We start from the raw sequence: 17,596 nt of genomic DNA, 5'->3' as shown, positions 1-17,596 counted from the left end.
CCGACGCGCGACGGGTCACCCGATGCGTCGCACCGGGCCGCCGTCACGATAGATTCAGAATTCAACTTCTCTCGACGAGTGAGGACTTCCAGCTGTGACCCAGATTCTGATCGCGGGAGCGATCTCGCTGGCTGTGTCGATTCTGCTCACCCCCGTACTGATCAAGGTCTTCTCTCGTCAAGGCTTCGGCCAGGAGATCCGCGTCGAGGGGCCGCAGAGTCATCAGTCCAAGCGGGGCACCCCGTCCATGGGCGGCGTCGCGATCCTCGCGGCGTTGTGGCTGGGTTATCTGGGCGCGCACCTCGTCGGTTACATCCAGGACGGGTCGGGGCCGAGCGCGTCGGGCCTACTCGTGCTCGGTCTGGCGACGGCGCTGGGCATCGTCGGATTCCTCGACGACTTCATCAAGATCCGCAAGCAGCGCAACCTCGGATTGAACAAGACCGCCAAGTCGGTCGGGCAGTTCCTGGCCGCGATCATCTTCGGTGTCCTCCTCCTGCAGTTCCGCAACGGCGCTGAACTGACTCCTGCCAGCGAACACCTCTCGTATGTCCGCGACATCAACGTCATCTCGCTGTCGGCGATCGGCTTCGTGTTCTTCTGCTGGCTCGTGGTGGCCGCCTGGTCGAATGCGGTGAACTTCACCGACGGACTCGACGGTCTCGCCGCCGGATCGGCGGCGATGGTGATGGGCGCGTACGTGCTGATCACCTTCTGGCAGTTCCGGCAGTCGTGTGAACTGCTCGGCGCCACCGACGACAAGGCCGGTTGCTACCAGGTCCGCGACCCGCTCGACCTCGCCGTCGTCGCCGTCGCCGCGGGCGGCGCATGCCTCGGCTTCCTCTGGTGGAATGCCGCGCCGGCGAAGATCTTCATGGGCGACACCGGGTCGCTGGCTCTCGGCGGACTCGTCGCTGGTCTGTCGATCACCACGAAGACCGAGTTGCTCGCCGTCGTCCTCGGCGCGCTGTTCGTCGCAGAGATCGTCTCCGTCGTCGTACAGATCGCGTTCTTCCAGACCACCGGCAAACGCGTGTTCCGCATGGCGCCGTTCCACCACCACTTCGAGTTGGGCGGGTGGGCTGAGACCACCGTCATCATCCGGTTCTGGTTGTTGACGGCGATCGCGTGCGCGCTCGGCCTTACTCTGTTCTACGGCGAGTACATTTCGCATGCCGGCTGACGTCGCGGCGCCACTCACACTCGACGGCGCGCGGGTGCTCGTCGCCGGAGCTCGTGCGACGGGGCTGGCGGTATTGAACCTGCTCGCCGACCAAGGCGCGACGGTCACGATGCTCGACACCAAGTTCGTCGACGGCGCGATGGACCCCGAGTTGAGTGCGCGCGGTGTCGCGACGGTCGGGCCCGATGCATTCGTCTTCGACGACGGAGCGGTGCGGGCTCCGTCGGACACGGACCTGATCGTCGTCTCGCCGGGCTTTAGGCCGGACGATCCGCTGCTCGTCGCGTCGGCCGAGGCGGGCATCCCGGTGTGGGGAGACGTCGAGCTGGCCTGGCGCGTCGATCGGGCAGGCCTGTACGGCGAGCCGCGCACCTGGCTGGTGATCACCGGGACGAACGGCAAGACGACGACCACCTCGATGGCCGAAGCCATCGGGGACACGGCGGGACTGGCCGTCGCGGCCTGCGGAAACATCGGGTTGACCGTCGTCGAGGCGCTGCGCGCCGAGCCGCGTGCGGACGTTCTGTGCGTCGAGATGTCGTCGTTCCAGTTGCACTGGGCTCCGTCGATCCGTCCGACCGCAGGCCTCGTCTTGAACGTCGCGGCCGACCACCTGGACTGGCACGGGTCGTTCGACGCGTACGCGCACGCTAAACAGCGGGCGCTCCTCGGCGACGTCGCGATCGTCGGGCTCGACGACGACGTCGCCTCTCGACTCCCGGTCGGCGACGGCTCGCGTCGCGTCGGGTTCACCGCGGGCACTCCGTCGGCCGGCGAGTTCGGGGTGATCGAGGGCGTCCTCGTCGACCGTGCGTTCGCGGGCGCTCCGGTCCCGTTGATCGCCGCCGACCGGGTCCGACCCGTCGGCCCGTCGGGGCTGGCCGACGCCCTCGCCGCAGCCGCTCTCATGCGTGCGGCGGGCGTATCGGCAGATGCGGTGGAACGAGGGCTCGCGGGATTCACGCCCGGGGCGCATCGCGGACAGGTCGTCGCCGACATCGACGGCGTCGTCTTCGTCGACGACTCGAAGGCGACCAACCCGCATGCGGCGCACGCCGCCATCGCCGCGTTCGACCGGGTGGTCCTGATCGCGGGCGGTTTGCTGAAGGGCGCGGCGGTCGACGATCTCGTCACTGCGAACGCGGATCGGCTGGCCGGAATCGTCGCGATCGGGACAGATCGCCAGATCATTCTCGATGCGATCCGGCGACACGCCCCAAAAGTCCCAGCAGTCACAGTATTCACAGGGGACGATGGTTCGGTGATGACTCAGCGGACTGGTGACGACACTTCCGCCATCACGGCGACCGGCGCGAACGGTGCCGACGCGGTGATGGCTCAGGCGGTCTCCGCCGCCTGGCAGTTGGCAGAGGCAGACGCTCGCGGCGGACGCGGCGCGGACGCGGTGCTCTTGGCGCCCGCGGCCGCATCGTTGGACATGTTCGCGGGCTACGGGGTGCGCGGCGATTCGTTCGCTGCCGCATCCGCCGCCCTCGCCGACGCGCGACGCCGATGAGCGCCTGGGTACCCGGGGCGCGTCGACGGCGTACCGGATCAGACGAGGCGAGTACCGACCAGACGAGTACCGACGTGGCTCGCGACCTCGACGACTTCCTCGACATCGAGACGCCAGACGACGAGGAGGACTCGACTCGGCCGGAGGGGAAAACGGGGCCGGAGGGGAAAACGGGGCCGGAGGGGAAAACGGGGCTCGATGGCCCGGAGAAGTCCTCGTCTCGGAGCCTGAACCTGTCGATGTCGTCGGTCGACGTCCGCGGCGTCGTGACGACGTTCCGCGACGGCGTCAAGACGCTCCTCGGAAAACCGCTGACGTCGTTCCACATGGTGCTGTCGTTGACGGTGATCCTGACCGTCCTCGGGCTCATCATGGTCCTGTCGGCGTCGTCGGTCGAAGGCTACGCCAAAGACGGCTCCGCGTACGGGATGGTCACCACCCAGGCGATCTTCGCCGCGCTGGGACTCGTCCTGTTCTACGGGACGCTGAAGGTCCCGATCCGCTTCTTCCGTCGGTTCGCGACCGTCGGGATCATGGTGGCGACGCTGCTGCTGGTCCTCGTGCTCGTTCCCGGCATCGGCGTCACCGTCAACGGTGCTCGCCGCTGGTTCTCCGTCGCAGGCCTGTCCGTCCAGCCGTCCGAGTTGGTCAAGGTGGCGCTCTGCGTCTGGGGTGCACACCTATTGGCGTCACGGCGGAGCGTCGGAGCCTTCGGCAAGGAACTGCTCCTTCCGCTCGTGCCGGTCGGCGTCCTCATCTGTGCGCTCATCATCCTCGAACCGAACCAGTCGACGACGATGATCATCGCGCTCATCGTTGGCGCGCTCCTGTGGTTCGCCGGGCTGCCCGGCCGGGTGTTCGGCGGTTTCACCATCGGATTCATCGCGATCGCCGTCGTGCTCGCGCTGTCGTCGAGTTACCGCGCCGCCCGCGTGTTCAGCTACCTGGGCCGCACCGACGATCCGCTCGGTGACGGCTACCAGGCGACGCAGGCGCAGTACGCGCTCGCCAATGGCGGTGTCTTCGGCGTCGGCCTTGGCCGCAGCACCGCGAAATGGAACTATCTGCCGAACGCGCACAACGACTTCATCTTCGCGATCATCGGTGAGGAACTCGGCCTCATCGGTGCGCTCACCGTCGTCGCGCTGTTCCTGCTGCTCGGCTGGGTCGGCATGCGCATCGCCCGCCGCTCGGTCGACCCGTTCCTGCGGCTGCTCTCCGCGACGATCACCGTGCTGTTCCTGGTACAGGCGTTCATCAACATCGGGTACGTCGTCGGGCTGCTTCCGGTGACCGGTATCCAGTTGCCGATTCTATCGAATGGCGGCACGTCGATGCTGACGATGCTGACGATGCTCGGTCTGCTCGCGACGGCGGCCCGACACGAACCGGACGCGGTCCGCGCGATCAGCGCAGCCCGTCCGCGCGGACTCTCGCGAGTCCTACGCCTGCCGGTCCCCGAGATGTACCGTCCGCCACGCGCCGAGCAGCTCCGCGACCGTCTCGAACGTCGCCGTACGACGCAGAGCGACCGACGGCGACCCGCGCCCGTCCGTGCCCGGCAGTCGCGCCCGACGCAGGCCGCGCCGCGTCGGCGGGGCTCGGTCTCGTCCGGTGAGATCCACTATCCTGGCGGGAGAGGCCGGTCGGCCCGGCAGTCTGAGACACCGCCGGAGTCGTTCCGGCGTGACCGGTCGCAGCCTCGCCGAGACAGGCGGCGAGGCCGCGGCGACGATTGGCTGAACGAACGGGAGTACAGGCGCCGGTGAGCAAGAACAGTGGGTCCGGCGTGAGGCCGTTGTCCGTCGTCGTCGCGGGAGGCGGAACGGCAGGCCATATCGAACCGGCGCTCGCCGTCGCGGACGCGGTCCGCCGACTCGAGCCGGCCGCGCGCATCACCGCCCTCGGCACCACGCGAGGGTTAGAGACGACGATCGTGCCCGACCGCGGCTACGACCTTAGACTGATCCCGCCCGTTCCGCTGCCGCGTAAACCCGGTGTCGAGCTGGCCAAGACACCATGGCGTGTCGCCAGGTCGGTTGCCGCGACCCGCAAGGTCTTCGCGGAGGTCGACGCCGACGTCGTCGTCGGTTTCGGCGGTTACGTGGCACTGCCCGCGTACCTCGCGGCGCGCGCGCACGCGCGTCGGTCACGTCGGCTGCCCGTGGTCATCCACGAGGCGAACGCCAGCGCGGGCATCGCCAATAAGGTCGGCGCCAAGTTCGCCGATCGAGTGCTGGCCGCCGTCGCCGACAGCGGTCTCGCGGACGCGCAGGTCGTCGGAATTCCGGTACGCGGCGCAATCGCCACCCTCGACCGCGCTGCGATCCGTGCCCAGGCGCGGCAGTTCTTCGGTCTGGCCCCGGACACGCCGACGCTCCTGGTTTTCGGTGGTTCTCAAGGCGCACAACGGCTCAACGAGGCCGTCGCGCCCGCCGCGACCGCCCTCGGGGCCGCCGGAGTCGGCGTGCTGCACGCGTACGGACCCAAGAACTCGATCGACCCGATCTCGCCGGACGGAGCACCCCCGTACGTCGGGGTCAGCTACCTCAACCGGATGGACCTCGCGTACGCGGCCGCGGACCTGGTCATGTGCCGGTCCGGTGCGATGACTGTCGCCGAGATCTCCGCGACGGGACTGCCCGCGGTGTACGTTCCGCTTCCCCACGGCAACGGGGAGCAGCGGCTCAACGCGCTGCCCGTCGAACAGGTCGGCGGGTGCGTGATCGTCGACAACGACGTCGTCACCGCCGAATGGGTCGGCCGCGAGATTCCGGCGCTCATCAACGACACCGACCGACTGGATGCGATGGGCGCGTCCGCTGCGGGCGTCGGCCATCGCGACGCCGCCGTCGCGGTCGCGAACGCCGCACTGGAACTCGCACGAGAGAGAAGAAGCCGATGACCGCGCCCGCAACACCGCAGCAGCTGCCCACGCAGCTCGCCCGGGTCCACATGGTCGGTATCGGCGGAGCAGGCATGTCGGGCCTCGCTCGAATCCTGCTCGCTCGCGGCGGGCAGGTGTCCGGTTCTGACGCCAAGGACTCCCGCGGCATTCTCGCGTTGCGCACGAGGGGAGCCCTCGTGCAGGTCGGCCACGCCCCGTCGGCCCTTGACCTGCTCGACGGCGGGCCGACCGTCGTCGTCACCACCCGCGCGGCGATCCCCGACGACAACCCGGAACTCGTCGCCGCACGCGAGCGCGGCATTGAGATCCTGTACCGCCCGGAAGTCCTCGCACTGCTCATGACCGACTATCGGACGTTGCTCGTGTCCGGCACACACGGGAAGACGTCGACGACGTCGATGTCTGTCGTCGCCCTCCAGCACAGCGGCGTCGACCCGTCGTTCGCCATCGGCGGGGAGCTCAACGAGTCGGGTACCAACGCCCATCACGGGAGCGGTGACGTGTTCGTCGCCGAAGCCGACGAGAGCGACGGCTCGCTGCTGAAGTACACGCCGGACGTCGTCGTCGTGACCAACATCGAAGTCGATCATCTGGACTTCTTCGGGACCGAAGCCGCATACGTCGACGTGTTCGACGCGTTCGCCTCGCAGATCCGCCCGGGCGGCAGCCTCGTGCTGTGCCTGGACGATCCGGGATCGGCGGCGCTCGGCGGTCGGTGCGCGGCCCCGCTGGCCGATCGGGGAGTGGCCGTACTCGGCTACGGGGCGGGCACCCACGCCGACCTGGCTCCAGGAGTCCCGCTCGTCGCGGAACTGCTCGAAGTGACCCCGCGCGGAGCCGGCAGCACGTCGGCGGTCCGGCTGCACCCGCCGATCATCGACGGCGTCGTCGAGCGGTCGCTCGAAGTGACGCTGCCCGGACGGCACATGGCACTCAACGCGCTCGGCGCGCTCGTCGGCTGTGTGCGCACCGGCGTCGACGCCGACACGGTGGCCGACGGAATCGAGGGGTTCGGTGGAGTCCACCGGCGATTCGAGTTCCGCGGGCGGGAACGCGAAGTGGACGTCTACGACGACTACGCACACCATCCGACCGAGGTCCGCGCGGTGCTGGAGGCTGCGCGCGACGTGGTCCGTCACGGTTCCGGCCGGGTGATCGCCGTCTTCCAGCCGCACCTGTACTCGCGTACCGCCGAGTTCGCTTCCGCGTTCGCGGCGTCCCTCAGCCTCGCCGACGAGGTCCTCGTCGCCGACGTGTACGGGGCGAGGGAGGCTCCGCAGCCCGGAGTGAGCGGGCTCCTCATCGCCGACCAGGTGACGGTGCCCGCCGCGTTCGTGCCGAATATGTCCGAGATCGCTGGTGCGGTCGCCGAGCGCGCGCGACGCGGCGATCTGGTGCTGACGATCGGTGCGGGGGACATCACGATGCAGGCCGCGTCGATCCTGTCGGCGCTGGCTGCGAGCGAATGAGTTCTCGCCGCGGCCGCGGCGAGAACGGTCGACGTCCGAGCCGTGCGACGGTGATCGTCGCACTGGTCTTGGCGCTGATCGTCGTCGGTTCCGCGGTTGCCGTCGCCTATCTCACCCCGCTCATGTCGGTCCGCAACGTCGACGTCGTCGGCGCGAAGGTCGTCGACGAGACCGAGATACTGCGCGTCGCGCAGGCGCCGACCGGCACACCGCTCCTGCAGGTCGACACTGGCGCGATCGCAAGCCGGATCGCCGTGCTGCCCGCGATCGAAGAGGTGACAGTCGAGCGGGAGTATCCGTCGACGCTCGCAATCGATGTGACTGAACGCGTCCCCGTCGCCATCGTGGATCAGGACGGGAAGGTCGCCGTGATGGACCGGCTCGGCGTCACGTACCAGAGTTTCCCGGACCGGAAGTCGCTGCCGTCGACCTTCGCCGGGCTGCCGACGCTCGTCACCGATCATCCGGGGCCGAAGGATCCGACGACGACGGCCGTGCTGAAGGTCGCGCAGGCGCTTCCGCAGTGGTTACACGATCGGACGGCGTCGATCGAGGCGTCGTCGCCGGTGGACATCACGCTCGTCCTCGACAGCGAACGCCGTGCGGTGTGGGGCGATTCGTCCCAGAACGACGAGAAGGCCGAGTCGCTCCGTCAGATCCTCAGGCTCAAAGGCGACGAGTTCAACGTGTCGAGCCCGGATTATCCGGCGGTCAAGTGACGGAGAGCGTCCCTGCGTTCTGACCGTGTTCCGGAGTCCCGTGTGCTGGGAACGCAGTGTTCTGAGCCCGGGCGAACAATTCCGGTGGCGAATCGCGACACGCCCAGACGCCTTGCACGGCGTGGCCGGGCGAAGTCAATACCGTTGAGCACAGCGCAAGTACTTGACATAACTATAACCCTTTGGTTGAGCTTTAGGGTTCGAGTTCGAAGTAGGAAGGCATCATGACGCCACCCCACAACTACCTGGCTGTCATCAAGGTCGTCGGCATCGGCGGCGGCGGTGTCAACGCTGTCAACCGCATGATCGAGCAGGGACTCAAAGGCGTTGAATTCATCGCGATCAACACCGATGCGCAGGCCCTGTTGATCTCCGACGCCGACGTCAAACTCGACATCGGACGCGACTCGACGCGCGGTCTCGGCGCGGGTGCCAATCCCGACGTCGGCCGTGCCGCGGCCGAGGACGCGCGTGACGAGATCGAGGAGCTCCTCAAGGGTGCCGACATGGTCTTCGTCACCGCGGGCGAGGGCGGCGGCACCGGCACCGGCGGCGCGCCCGTCGTCGCGTCGATCGCACGCAAGCTGGGCGCATTGACCGTTGGCGTTGTCACACGACCGTTCTCCTTCGAGGGCAAGCGACGCGGCAACCAAGCCGACGACGGCATCACCGCCCTCCGCGAGTCCTGCGACACGCTGATCGTCATCCCGAACGACCGACTCCTCCAGCTCGGCGACTCGCAACTGTCGCTGATGGACGCGTTCCGCAGCGCCGACGAGGTTCTGCTCAACGGCGTGCAGGGCATCACCGACCTGATCACCACCCCCGGCCTGATCAACGTCGACTTCGCCGACGTCAAGGGCGTCATGAGCGATGCGGGCAGTGCGCTCATGGGCATCGGCGCATCACGCGGCGAGGGACGGGCCAGCAAGGCCGCCCAGGCCGCGATCAACTCGCCGCTTCTGGAAGCGTCGATGGAAGGCGCTCGCGGCGTGCTGATCTCGATCGCGGGCGGCAGTGATCTCGGCCTGTTCGAGATCAACGACGCCGCGTCACAGGTGCAGGAGGCCGCGCACGAGGACGCCAACATCATCTTCGGCACCGTGATCGACGACAACCTCGGTGACGAGGTCCGGGTGACCGTCATCGCCGCAGGCTTCGACGGCAGCGCCTCGCGCAAACGCTCCGAGACGCCCGCAGCGGCCGCTCCGGCTGCGGGCTCGGGGTCGGTCGCCAACGCCAGTGCCGGCGAGGTCACGACGCCCGCGTCCAAGGACGATCCGCTGTTCGGAGGCAACCGGGAGAAGGCCGGGAACCCGTTCGGTGAGCCCGCGCCGCGCCGCAACTCGCTCCGTTTCGACGACGACGACGTCGACGTGCCCGACTTCATGAAGTAGAAGGACCAGACAACGCATGACCTTCAAGGTCCGTCGTGCCGTGACCACGCGGGCCGGTGGCGTCTCGCAGGCGCCGTACGACTCGTTTAATCTCGGTGACCATGTCGGCGACGACCCGGACGCCGTTGCACACAACCGTGCCCGTCTGGCGCGTGATCTCGGGGTGGGGCCCGATCGCGTCGTCTGGATGGAGCAGGTCCACTCGCGAACGGTCACCGTCGTCGAGGGACCCGTCGCCGCGCCGGTACCGGTCACCGACGCACTCGTGACGACGCAGACCGATCTCGTCCTGGCCGTGCTGACCGCAGACTGCGTCCCGGTACTGCTCAGCGACGACGAGGCCGGTGTGATCGCCGCCGTCCACGCCGGACGGGTCGGCGCACGCATCGGGATCGTTCCGCGGGTGCTCGACAAGATGATCGAACTCGGGGCGAAGCCCGAGCGCATAGGAGCCTTCCTCGGCCCCGCCGCCAGCGGCGACGAGTACGAGGTCCCGCCTGCGATGCAGGCGGACGTCGAGAAGCATCTCCCCGGCAGCGCGGTGCGGACCGCGAAGGGAACCGCGGGCCTTGACCTGCGCGCAGGCATCCGGCGGCAGCTGATCGTGGCGGGAGTCGCGGCTGTCGCCGCGGATCCGCGCTGCACGATCACCGACACGCGCCTGTTCAGTCATCGACGCGGTGCGCCGACCGGCCGGATCGCATCGGTGATCTGGATGGACTCGGAGTGACCGGCGGCCGCCGCGCCGAACTCGCGACGGCGCTCGCGGCGGCACGTGAGCGGGTCGCCGTCGCCGAACGCGCCACGGGCCGCGCCCACGGCGATGTCGCCCTCCTCGTCGTCACGAAGTTCTTCCCCGCAGCAGACGTCGAGCATCTGATCGATCTCGGGGTCCGCGAGTTCGGTGAGTCCCGTGAGCCGGAGGCGAGCCGGAAGGTCGCGCAGATCCGCGCCGATCGTGGCGACATTGTCTTCGACGCGGACATGATCGGCCGAGTGCAGCGGAAGAAGGCGCGTTCGGTGAGCCGGTGGGCGCGGCGTGTGCATTCTGTCGACTCGATCGACCTGGTCGACGCGCTCGGGGGAGCGGCACGACGCAGCCTGGACGACGGTGAGCGGACCGATCCGCTCGGTGTCCTGCTACAGATGAGCTTGGACGGCGATCCCGAACGTGGGGGACTGGTCGAGTCCGATCTGCGCGGCGCGGCGGACCGGGTCGCCGGCCACGCGGACGAACTGCGGTTGGACGGGCTCATGGTGATCGCACCGTTGGGTCTGGAGCCGGAAGAGGCGATGGCGAGGGCCGCTGGCATTCGCGAACGCTTCGTCGCCGACCATCCGGGCGCGCGCGAGTTGTCAGCCGGGATGTCCGGTGATCTGGAACAGGCCATCGCACACGGATCGACGTGTGTGCGTGTCGGAACCGCAATCATGGGCGCGAGGCCGATACTCTCCCCTTAGTCACATTGGCCACAGCAGAACCATCTGGATCAGTAGACCCCGACTTTCACAACCACCTCGCGCATCCGTAGAAAGGCTTCCGATGACGACGATGCAGAAGTTCAAGGCATATTTCGGCATGGTGCCTCCGAACGAGTACGAAGACGACTACTTCGACGAGCCCGGCGACGGCGCTCCGCTCAGTGCGCGCGAGCGCACCTACATGGAGAAGTACCGTTCTAACGCGATGCGCGAGGAGCCGTTCTACGACGACGACTACCGCGATGACATGGTGCGGGGCGACATGGTGCGGGGAGAACTCCGTGAGCCGGAGTACCGCGGCGAGTACCGCGAAGCCGGCTACCGCGAGATCGAGTTCGAGGCTCCGGTTCGCGAGGAGCGGTTCGAGGCTGCACGCGGGTACGCGCCCCGGGCCAGCCGTCCGTACGGTGCATCGCGCCACATGGCCGATGCGCACCCGTCCCGCCGCCTGTCCGACGAGGTTCCGGCTCGTTCACGACTGGAGCCGCTCGACCGCCCGTCTACCCTCAGCGTGCGCGGCGCCAACGCGATCGCTCCCGAGCCCCGTATGGAGGTCGACCCGATGGGTGACGCGGCAGGCAAGATCAGCACTCTGCGCCCGGCCGACTACTCGGAGGCGCGCACCATCGGCGAGCGGTACCGCGACGGCAACCCGGTCATCATGGATCTCGTCGACATGAGCAACGACGACGCCAAGCGCCTCGTCGATTTCGCTGCCGGCCTCGCGTTCGCCGCGCGCGGCTCGCTGGAGAAGGTCGCCACAAAGGTGTTCCTGCTCTCGCCCGCAGGCATCGACGTGACGCCTGAACAGCGTCGACGGATCGCTGAGACGGGGTTCTCCAACCAGTCCTGATCGTCGGTGTCGGCAGTGACTCGCGCCGCGGGGGGGGCCCCCCCCCGGGCGGGGCCCGGGGGGGGGGGGGGGGGGGCACGGCCCCCGAGGGGGTACCCCACCCTGTCTTGTGGGGGGGGGGCGGCTGTGCCCGGCGCCGCGTCGACGCGCCAACGGGCGCGTCGACGCGGCGTTGTCGTTCGTCATCAGGCACCCTTGTAGGGTGACGTCCTTCCTGTGGATCCTCTATTTCGTTCTGTTCGTCTACACGATGCTGCTCCTCGCGAGGCTCGTGCTCGAGACGGTGCAGTCGTTCGCCAGACGGTGGCGACCGAAAGGTCCGTCCGTGATCGCGATCGAAGTCGTGTTCACCTCGACCGACCCACCCGTGAAATTCTTGCGCCGCGTCGTCCCGCCGCTGAATCTCGGCGCCGTTCGTCTGGATCTATCTCTGCTGATTGTGCTCATCGTCGTGTCGATAGGAATGGAGATCACACAGCACTTCGCGTACGCGTCCGTCACGTGATCCGCGAGCCGGACCGTAGGCCCCATCGGTGTCGAGCAAATGCTGCCATCGGCGCAGGCCAGACGAGATTCCGTGCAAGTAGACGCCGTGGCATAACAGGGCCAGATGACGATTCGATCGAGTTTCGATGTCGAACTGGTGGAGGCTTCCGGCGACACTTGGTCCTGAAGTGACGAGATGACACGCTAGTGACGTAGTGGTACTGGTATTAATGGAATGGCGATGAAAATCGTCGCATAGACGTGTTCGCCCGGGCGGACGATCTCGCATCCACCCGGATGCGAACGAAAGGTAAGAGGGGACTCGGCAAATGCGGCTGACACCGGCTGATGTGCACAACGTGGCGTTCAGTAAACCGCCGATCGGCAAGCGGGGCTACAACGAGGACGAGGTCGACCAATTCCTCGACTTCGCTGAGGCGGAACTCGCACGCCTGATCGACGAGAACAACGATCTCAAGCAGCGCGTCAGCGAGTTGGAGAGCGAGCTCGCCGAAGCTCGCGCCGCAGGGCCCGCTCAGACGCAGGCATTTGCTGCGCCCGCTCCGACGCCGGAGCCGACCCCGGCTCCCGCAGCAGCGGCGGCACCCACCCAGGCGCCTGCCACCGACGATGAGGCGAGCAGCCGTGCCGCTCGTATCCTCGCTCTCGCGCAGGACACCGCCGACCGGGTCACCGGTTCGGCACGCAGTGAGGCGGACGGACTCCTCTCCGACGCTCGCCAGCGCAGCGAAGGACTCGTCGCCGACGCCCAGGGCAACGCCGACGCAACCCTCGCCGACGCCCGCCAGCGCAGCGAAGCCCTCCTTGCCGACGCGCAGACGCGTGCCGAGACTCAGGTCCGTCAGGCGCAGGAGCGCGCCGACTTCCTGCAGCGGGACGCGGAGCAGAAGCACACCGAGATCATGACGACCATCAACCAGCAGCGCGGTGTGCTGGAGGGTCGGATCGAGCAGTTGAAGACCTTCGAGCGTGAGTACCGTACGCGTCTGAAGACCTACCTGGAGTCGCAGTTGGAAGAACTGCAGCAGCGCGGTAGCGCCGCGCCCGCGGAGTCCGGGCAGGGCCAGGGCTTCGACGGCGGCTACCAGCAGAGCTGACGTGGCCGTCACAACTGATCAGACCGAGCCGATGAGGAACTTCCCATGCTGACAATTGCCGTGGGAATGACCCTCATCGGCTTCGTCTTGCTCGTCGTCGCACTGATGCAGTCGAGTTTCTGGCTCGCCATCGGCTGCATCGTCGTCTGTGTCGTCGGCCTGCTCATCCTGCTGTACGACACCCTCCGCGCCAACAAGCGGGGCCGAGGCGGCGTCGAGGATGAACCGCTCTTCACGATTCGCGGCCGCGAGTCGGCCGCCCGTGCCGAACCGCTGATCGCCGACGCCGACGATGCGGCTGGTGCCCAGTCCGCCGACATCCAGTCCGCCGACATCCAGTCCAGGGGTGCGGACTTCGACGCCGGACGTCCGGGCGCCCGAGCCGCGGACGACGCGACCGAAGTCGTCGCCCCGGTGACGCAGGGCTACACCCCGACGTGGGAGAGTGACGCAGCGGCGACGCCTGGCCTGGGTTCGCCGGGATTGGGTTCGCCGGGATTGGGTTCAATCGTGTCGCCGGACGCGCACGGCAGTGCGGTCGGCGACGCGTCGTCGCAGGCTCCCGTCGACGAGACCGGTGACGCCAACGACTACATCCGGTCGGTGACCGGCTCCTTCCCGGTGCAGACCGGCCAGCAGTCGACCGCGGCCCCCGGTGCGGATGCGTCGGCGCCCGCGAGCGGGTCCTTCGAGACCCCATCGGGCGCTGCGCCCACCGGGCCCGATGCCGAAGACGTCGACTCCGACCGATACGTCGGCCGCAGGCGCCGCATCGAGCAGTCGGAGAACCTGGTGGTGAACACCTCCGATCCGACGCTGCCCGCGATGCAGTTCGTGTACCGCGACAACGACGGTGCGGATACCGGTGAGCGCCGGGCCGAAGCCCCACCGTCGGACACCGCTCCGGCCGCCGCTCCGGCCGAAGCCCCGTCTGACGACGAGTCCGACAACAGGTAAGGTCTACAGCAGTCAGCATCGATCCGGCTATCACCGGGGAGCTTCCGGAAGAACAGGCGTTCACGCCCCAGTAGAACCGGACGGGCAGGCCCGTCACAGCCGTGTCAGATGAGAGGCCGCGCCACACGTCAGAGTGTGGGTCGCGGCAAGCGGGGTGGTACCGCGCGAGCCGTAGGCGAGCGTCCCCGTGCCAGGAAGCGCTGAGAGATCAGCAGGCACGAGGAGACCGCATGAGCGAGCAGACCCCTGACACTCCGATGAGCCCGGTGTACCCGATCGTCGACCTGACCGGCGGCGCGGGACGCGGCGCTCCGTCGTTTCCCGACCTCGAGCAGAAGGTTCTCGACTTCTGGGCGGCCGACGATACGTTCAAGGCGTCCATCGCCAACCGTGAAGGTGCGCAGGAGTTCGTCTTCTACGACGGTCCGCCGTTCGCGAACGGACTGCCGCACTACGGTCACCTGCTGACCGGGTACGTCAAAGACGTCGTCCCGCGCTACCAGACGATGCGCGGTAAGAAGGTCGATCGCCGATTCGGTTGGGACACGCACGGTCTGCCTGCCGAACTCGAAGCCGAACGGCAACTCGGGATCACCGACAAGTCGGAGATCGAGACGATGGGCGTCGCGAAGTTCAACGACTACTGCCGTGACTCCGTGCTGCGTTACACCGGCGAGTGGCGCGACTATGTGACGCGTCAGGCCCGCTGGGTCGACTTCGACAACGACTACAAGACGCTCGACGTGGACTTCATGGAGTCGGTCATGTGGGCGTTCAAACGGCTGAACGACAAGGGGCTCATCTACCAGGGCTACCGCGTGCTGCCGTATTCCTGGTACGAGCAGACGCCGCTGAGCAATCAGGAGGCGAAGCTCGACGACGCGTACCGGATGCGTCAGGATCCGGCGTTGACCGTCACCATGCCGCTCGCTGTGGCCGCGGACTCGCCGCTCGCCGCACTCGACGGCGTGAACGCGTTGATCTGGACGACGACGCCGTGGACGCTGCCGTCGAACCTCGCGATCGCCGTCCACCCGGACGTGGAGTACTCGCATGTCCGGACGGCCGACGGTGGAGAATATCTGCTCGCGTCGGCGCTCGTCGGCGCGTACGCGAAAGAACTACCGGAACCGGAGACCGTGGCGACCTACGCCGGTCGCGACCTGGCCGGGCTGTCGTACACGCCGCCGTTCGACTTCTTCGTGGGGCATCCGAACTCCCACCTCTTTCTGCTCGCAGACTATGTGACGACGGACAGCGGCACCGGAGTCGTTCACCTCGCCCCGGCCTTCGGTGAAGAGGACATGGACGTCGCGACCTCGAACGGTATCGAGGTGGTGCAGCCGCTCGATCCGGGCGGGAGGTTCACGTCGCTGGTTCCGCCGTACGAGGGCATGATGGTGTTCGACGCAAATCCGGTGATCATCAAGGACTTGAAGGCCGCCGACGCCGGGAGCGCAGCGAGCGGGTCGAATGTACAGGGCCGCATCGTGCGGCACGAGACGATCGAGCACTCGTATCCGCATTCGTGGCGGTCGGGTAAGCCGTTGATCTACATGGCGGTCCCGTCGTGGTTCGTCGCCGTGCAGCCGATCAAGGAGCGGATGCTCGAGTTGAACCAGGAGATCACCTGGTCGCCGTCGCACATCCGAGACGGCCAGTTCGGCAAGTGGCTCGAGGGCGCGAAGGACTGGAACATCAGTCGCAACCGTTTCTGGGGGGCGCCGATCCCGGTGTGGGTGTCCGACGATCCGGAGTTCCCGCGTGTCGACGTGTACGGCAGTCTCGACGAGCTCGAAGCCGATTTCGGGGTGCGTCCGGACAATCTGCATCGGCCGTACATCGACGAACTGACGCGACCGAATCCGGACGACCCGTCGGGCCGGTCGACGATGCGTCGTGTACCCGAGGTGCTCGACTGCTGGTTCGAGTCGGGGTCGATGCCGTACGCGCAGGTGCACTATCCCTTCGAGAACACCGAGTGGTTCGATGGGGGCGGCGACCAGCTGCCGCACAATCCGGGCGATTTCATCGTCGAGTACAACGGTCAGACGCGCGGCTGGTTCTACAACCTGCACGTGCTGGCGACCGCGCTGTTCGACCGTCCGGCGTTCAAGACGGTCGCCGCGCACGGCATTGTGCTCGGCGACGACGGTCAGAAGATGAGTAAGTCCAAGCGCAACTACCCGGACGTCAACGAGGTGTTCGACCGGGACGGTTCCGATGCCATGCGGTGGTTCCTGATGGCGTCGCCGATCCTGCGGGGCGGCAACCTCGTCGTCACCGAGCGAGGCATCCGCGAGGGCGTCCGTCAGGCGCTCCTGCCGATGTGGAACGCGTACAGCTTCCTGCAGCTGTACGCGGACCGTCGTGCCACATGGCGCACCGACTCGGATAACGTCCTGGACCGATACATTCTGGCGAAGCTGGCGTCGACGCGCGACGAGATGACCCAGGCGCTCGACGTCTACGACATCGCTGGCGCGTGCGAGAGCTTCCGCGAGTTCTGTGAGTCGCTGACCAACTGGTACGTGCGTCGTTCACGCGCACGGTTCTGGGCGGGCCAGGGCGAGGAGCCGGACGCGTTTGACACCTTGTACACGGTGCTCGAGGTGGCCGGCCGCCTGGCCTCTCCGCTGCTGCCGTTGGCGACCGAGGCGATGTGGCGTGGTTTGACCGGCGAGCGGTCGGTCCACCTGGCGGATTGGCCGACCGAGACAGAGTTGCCCGCGGACCCCGAGCTGGTGTCGGCGATGGACGAGATCCAATCGGTGTGCTCGGTCGCGTCGAGTGTGCGTAAGGCGAACAAGCTGCGTGTGCGGCTGCCGTTGCCGGGGCTGACGGTCGCGTCGCCGACGGCGGCGGCGATGGAGCCGTACGCGAACCTGATCGCCGAAGAGATGAACGTCAAGTCCGTCGACTTGTCGACCGATGTCGGTGCGTACGGTCGGGTCGAGGTCGCGGTGAATGCTCGTGCCGCCGGGCCGCGGATCGGCAAGGACGTGCAGCGGGCCATCAAGGCGGTGAAGTCGGGGAACTGGGAGTTCGGGACTGACGCGGAGACCGGCGATCAGGTGGTCGTCGCTGACGGTATCGAACTGCGCGGTGAGGAGTTCACTCGCAAGCTGGTCGCGGCGTCGCCGGATTCGACGGCCGAGATGCCGGGCGGGCGAGGCCTCGTCGTCCTGGACACGAAGGTGACACCGGAACTCGAAGCCGAGGGCTGGGCCAAGGACCGTGTCCGCGAATTGCAGGACGCGCGCCGCAACCTGGGGCTGGAGGTGTCTGACCGTATCTCGGTGCGTCTCGTGGTGCCCGCCGACGCCGTCGAGTCGGCGCGTACTCACGCCGAGTTGATCGCCGGGGAGGTCCTCGCGACCACGTTCGACGTCGGCACCGGCGAGCCCGGCTCGATCGAATTGGGCGACGGCGTGAGCGCCGACATCGCGAAGGTGTAGTCAGCGGTTAGTCGCGCATGCCCAGGGCACGACATTGCGCCCAGGGCACG

At 67.6% G+C, this 17,596-nt stretch carries 14 protein-coding genes; all 14 read left to right on the top strand.

The window, feature by feature from the left end; all coding sequences use genetic code 11:
• The first annotated feature begins 94 nt into the window (after positions 1–94).
• The 14 genes from mraY to ileS all read left to right on the top strand — a co-directional run bounded on the left by mraY (position 95) and on the right by ileS (position 17,546).
• Complete coding sequence (gene mraY / locus L5G33_RS12550; RefSeq protein ID WP_236998519.1) at positions 95–1,183, top strand: phospho-N-acetylmuramoyl-pentapeptide-transferase; 1,089 nt, start codon at positions 95–97, stop codon at positions 1,181–1,183.
• Positions 1,173–2,699 carry a UDP-N-acetylmuramoyl-L-alanine--D-glutamate ligase gene (murD, locus tag L5G33_RS12545; protein WP_236998518.1) on the top strand — a complete coding sequence of 509 codons (1,527 nt, stop codon included), beginning with the start codon at positions 1,173–1,175 and terminating at the stop codon, positions 2,697–2,699. Before mraY ends, murD begins: the two co-directional genes overlap by 11 nt.
• The gene (ftsW, locus tag L5G33_RS12540) at positions 2,696–4,468 is read left to right on the top strand and encodes a putative lipid II flippase FtsW (protein ID WP_372476902.1); all 1,773 of its coding nucleotides are present in this window, start codon (positions 2,696–2,698) and stop codon (positions 4,466–4,468) included. Before murD ends, ftsW begins: the two co-directional genes overlap by 4 nt.
• Entirely contained in the window at positions 4,465–5,604 is a 1,140-nt protein-coding gene (gene murG / locus L5G33_RS12535) for an undecaprenyldiphospho-muramoylpentapeptide beta-N-acetylglucosaminyltransferase (RefSeq protein ID WP_236998517.1), read from the top strand. Before ftsW ends, murG begins: the two co-directional genes overlap by 4 nt.
• The gene (gene murC / locus L5G33_RS12530) at positions 5,601–7,076 is read left to right on the top strand and encodes a UDP-N-acetylmuramate--L-alanine ligase (protein ID WP_236998516.1); all 1,476 of its coding nucleotides are present in this window, start codon (positions 5,601–5,603) and stop codon (positions 7,074–7,076) included. Before murG ends, murC begins: the two co-directional genes overlap by 4 nt.
• Positions 7,073–7,795: a cell division protein FtsQ/DivIB gene (locus L5G33_RS12525; protein WP_236998515.1), complete on the top strand. Its 723-nt coding sequence runs from the start codon at positions 7,073–7,075 to the stop codon at positions 7,793–7,795. The genes murC and L5G33_RS12525 overlap by 4 nt, the downstream gene beginning before the upstream one ends.
• A gap of 224 nt (positions 7,796–8,019) precedes the next feature.
• Positions 8,020–9,192, top strand: coding sequence for a cell division protein FtsZ (gene ftsZ / locus L5G33_RS12520; protein WP_236998514.1), 1,173 nt, complete (start codon positions 8,020–8,022; stop codon positions 9,190–9,192).
• 16 nt (positions 9,193–9,208) lie between these two features.
• Positions 9,209–9,922 carry a peptidoglycan editing factor PgeF gene (pgeF, locus tag L5G33_RS12515; RefSeq protein WP_236998513.1) on the top strand — a complete coding sequence of 238 codons (714 nt, stop codon included), beginning with the start codon at positions 9,209–9,211 and terminating at the stop codon, positions 9,920–9,922.
• On the top strand, positions 9,919–10,653 hold the full coding sequence (locus tag L5G33_RS12510) for a YggS family pyridoxal phosphate-dependent enzyme (RefSeq protein ID WP_236998512.1): 735 nt from the start codon (positions 9,919–9,921) through the stop codon (positions 10,651–10,653). The genes pgeF and L5G33_RS12510 overlap by 4 nt, the downstream gene beginning before the upstream one ends.
• Before the next feature lie 82 nt (positions 10,654–10,735).
• Positions 10,736–11,527: a cell division protein SepF gene (locus L5G33_RS12505; protein ID WP_236998511.1), complete on the top strand. Its 792-nt coding sequence runs from the start codon at positions 10,736–10,738 to the stop codon at positions 11,525–11,527.
• Between the two features lie 202 nt (positions 11,528–11,729).
• On the top strand, positions 11,730–12,032 hold the full coding sequence (locus L5G33_RS12500; RefSeq protein ID WP_236998510.1) for a YggT family protein: 303 nt from the start codon (positions 11,730–11,732) through the stop codon (positions 12,030–12,032).
• Between the two features lie 310 nt (positions 12,033–12,342).
• The gene (wag31, locus tag L5G33_RS12495; protein ID WP_236998509.1) at positions 12,343–13,131 is read left to right on the top strand and encodes a DivIVA-like cell division protein Wag31; all 789 of its coding nucleotides are present in this window, start codon (positions 12,343–12,345) and stop codon (positions 13,129–13,131) included.
• A 45-nt stretch (positions 13,132–13,176) separates the two neighbouring features.
• Complete coding sequence (locus tag L5G33_RS12490; RefSeq protein WP_236998508.1) at positions 13,177–14,088, top strand: hypothetical protein; 912 nt, start codon at positions 13,177–13,179, stop codon at positions 14,086–14,088.
• 230 nt (positions 14,089–14,318) lie between these two features.
• Positions 14,319–17,546: an isoleucine--tRNA ligase gene (ileS, locus tag L5G33_RS12485; protein WP_236998507.1), complete on the top strand. Its 3,228-nt coding sequence runs from the start codon at positions 14,319–14,321 to the stop codon at positions 17,544–17,546.
• The last annotated feature ends 50 nt before the right edge of the window (positions 17,547–17,596 follow it).

Source organism: Gordonia liuliyuniae, from assembly GCF_021738805.1.
Taxonomy (GTDB): Bacteria; Actinomycetota; Actinomycetes; order Mycobacteriales; family Mycobacteriaceae; genus Gordonia; species Gordonia liuliyuniae.
This window is presented reverse-complemented; position numbering and strand designations above follow the sequence as displayed.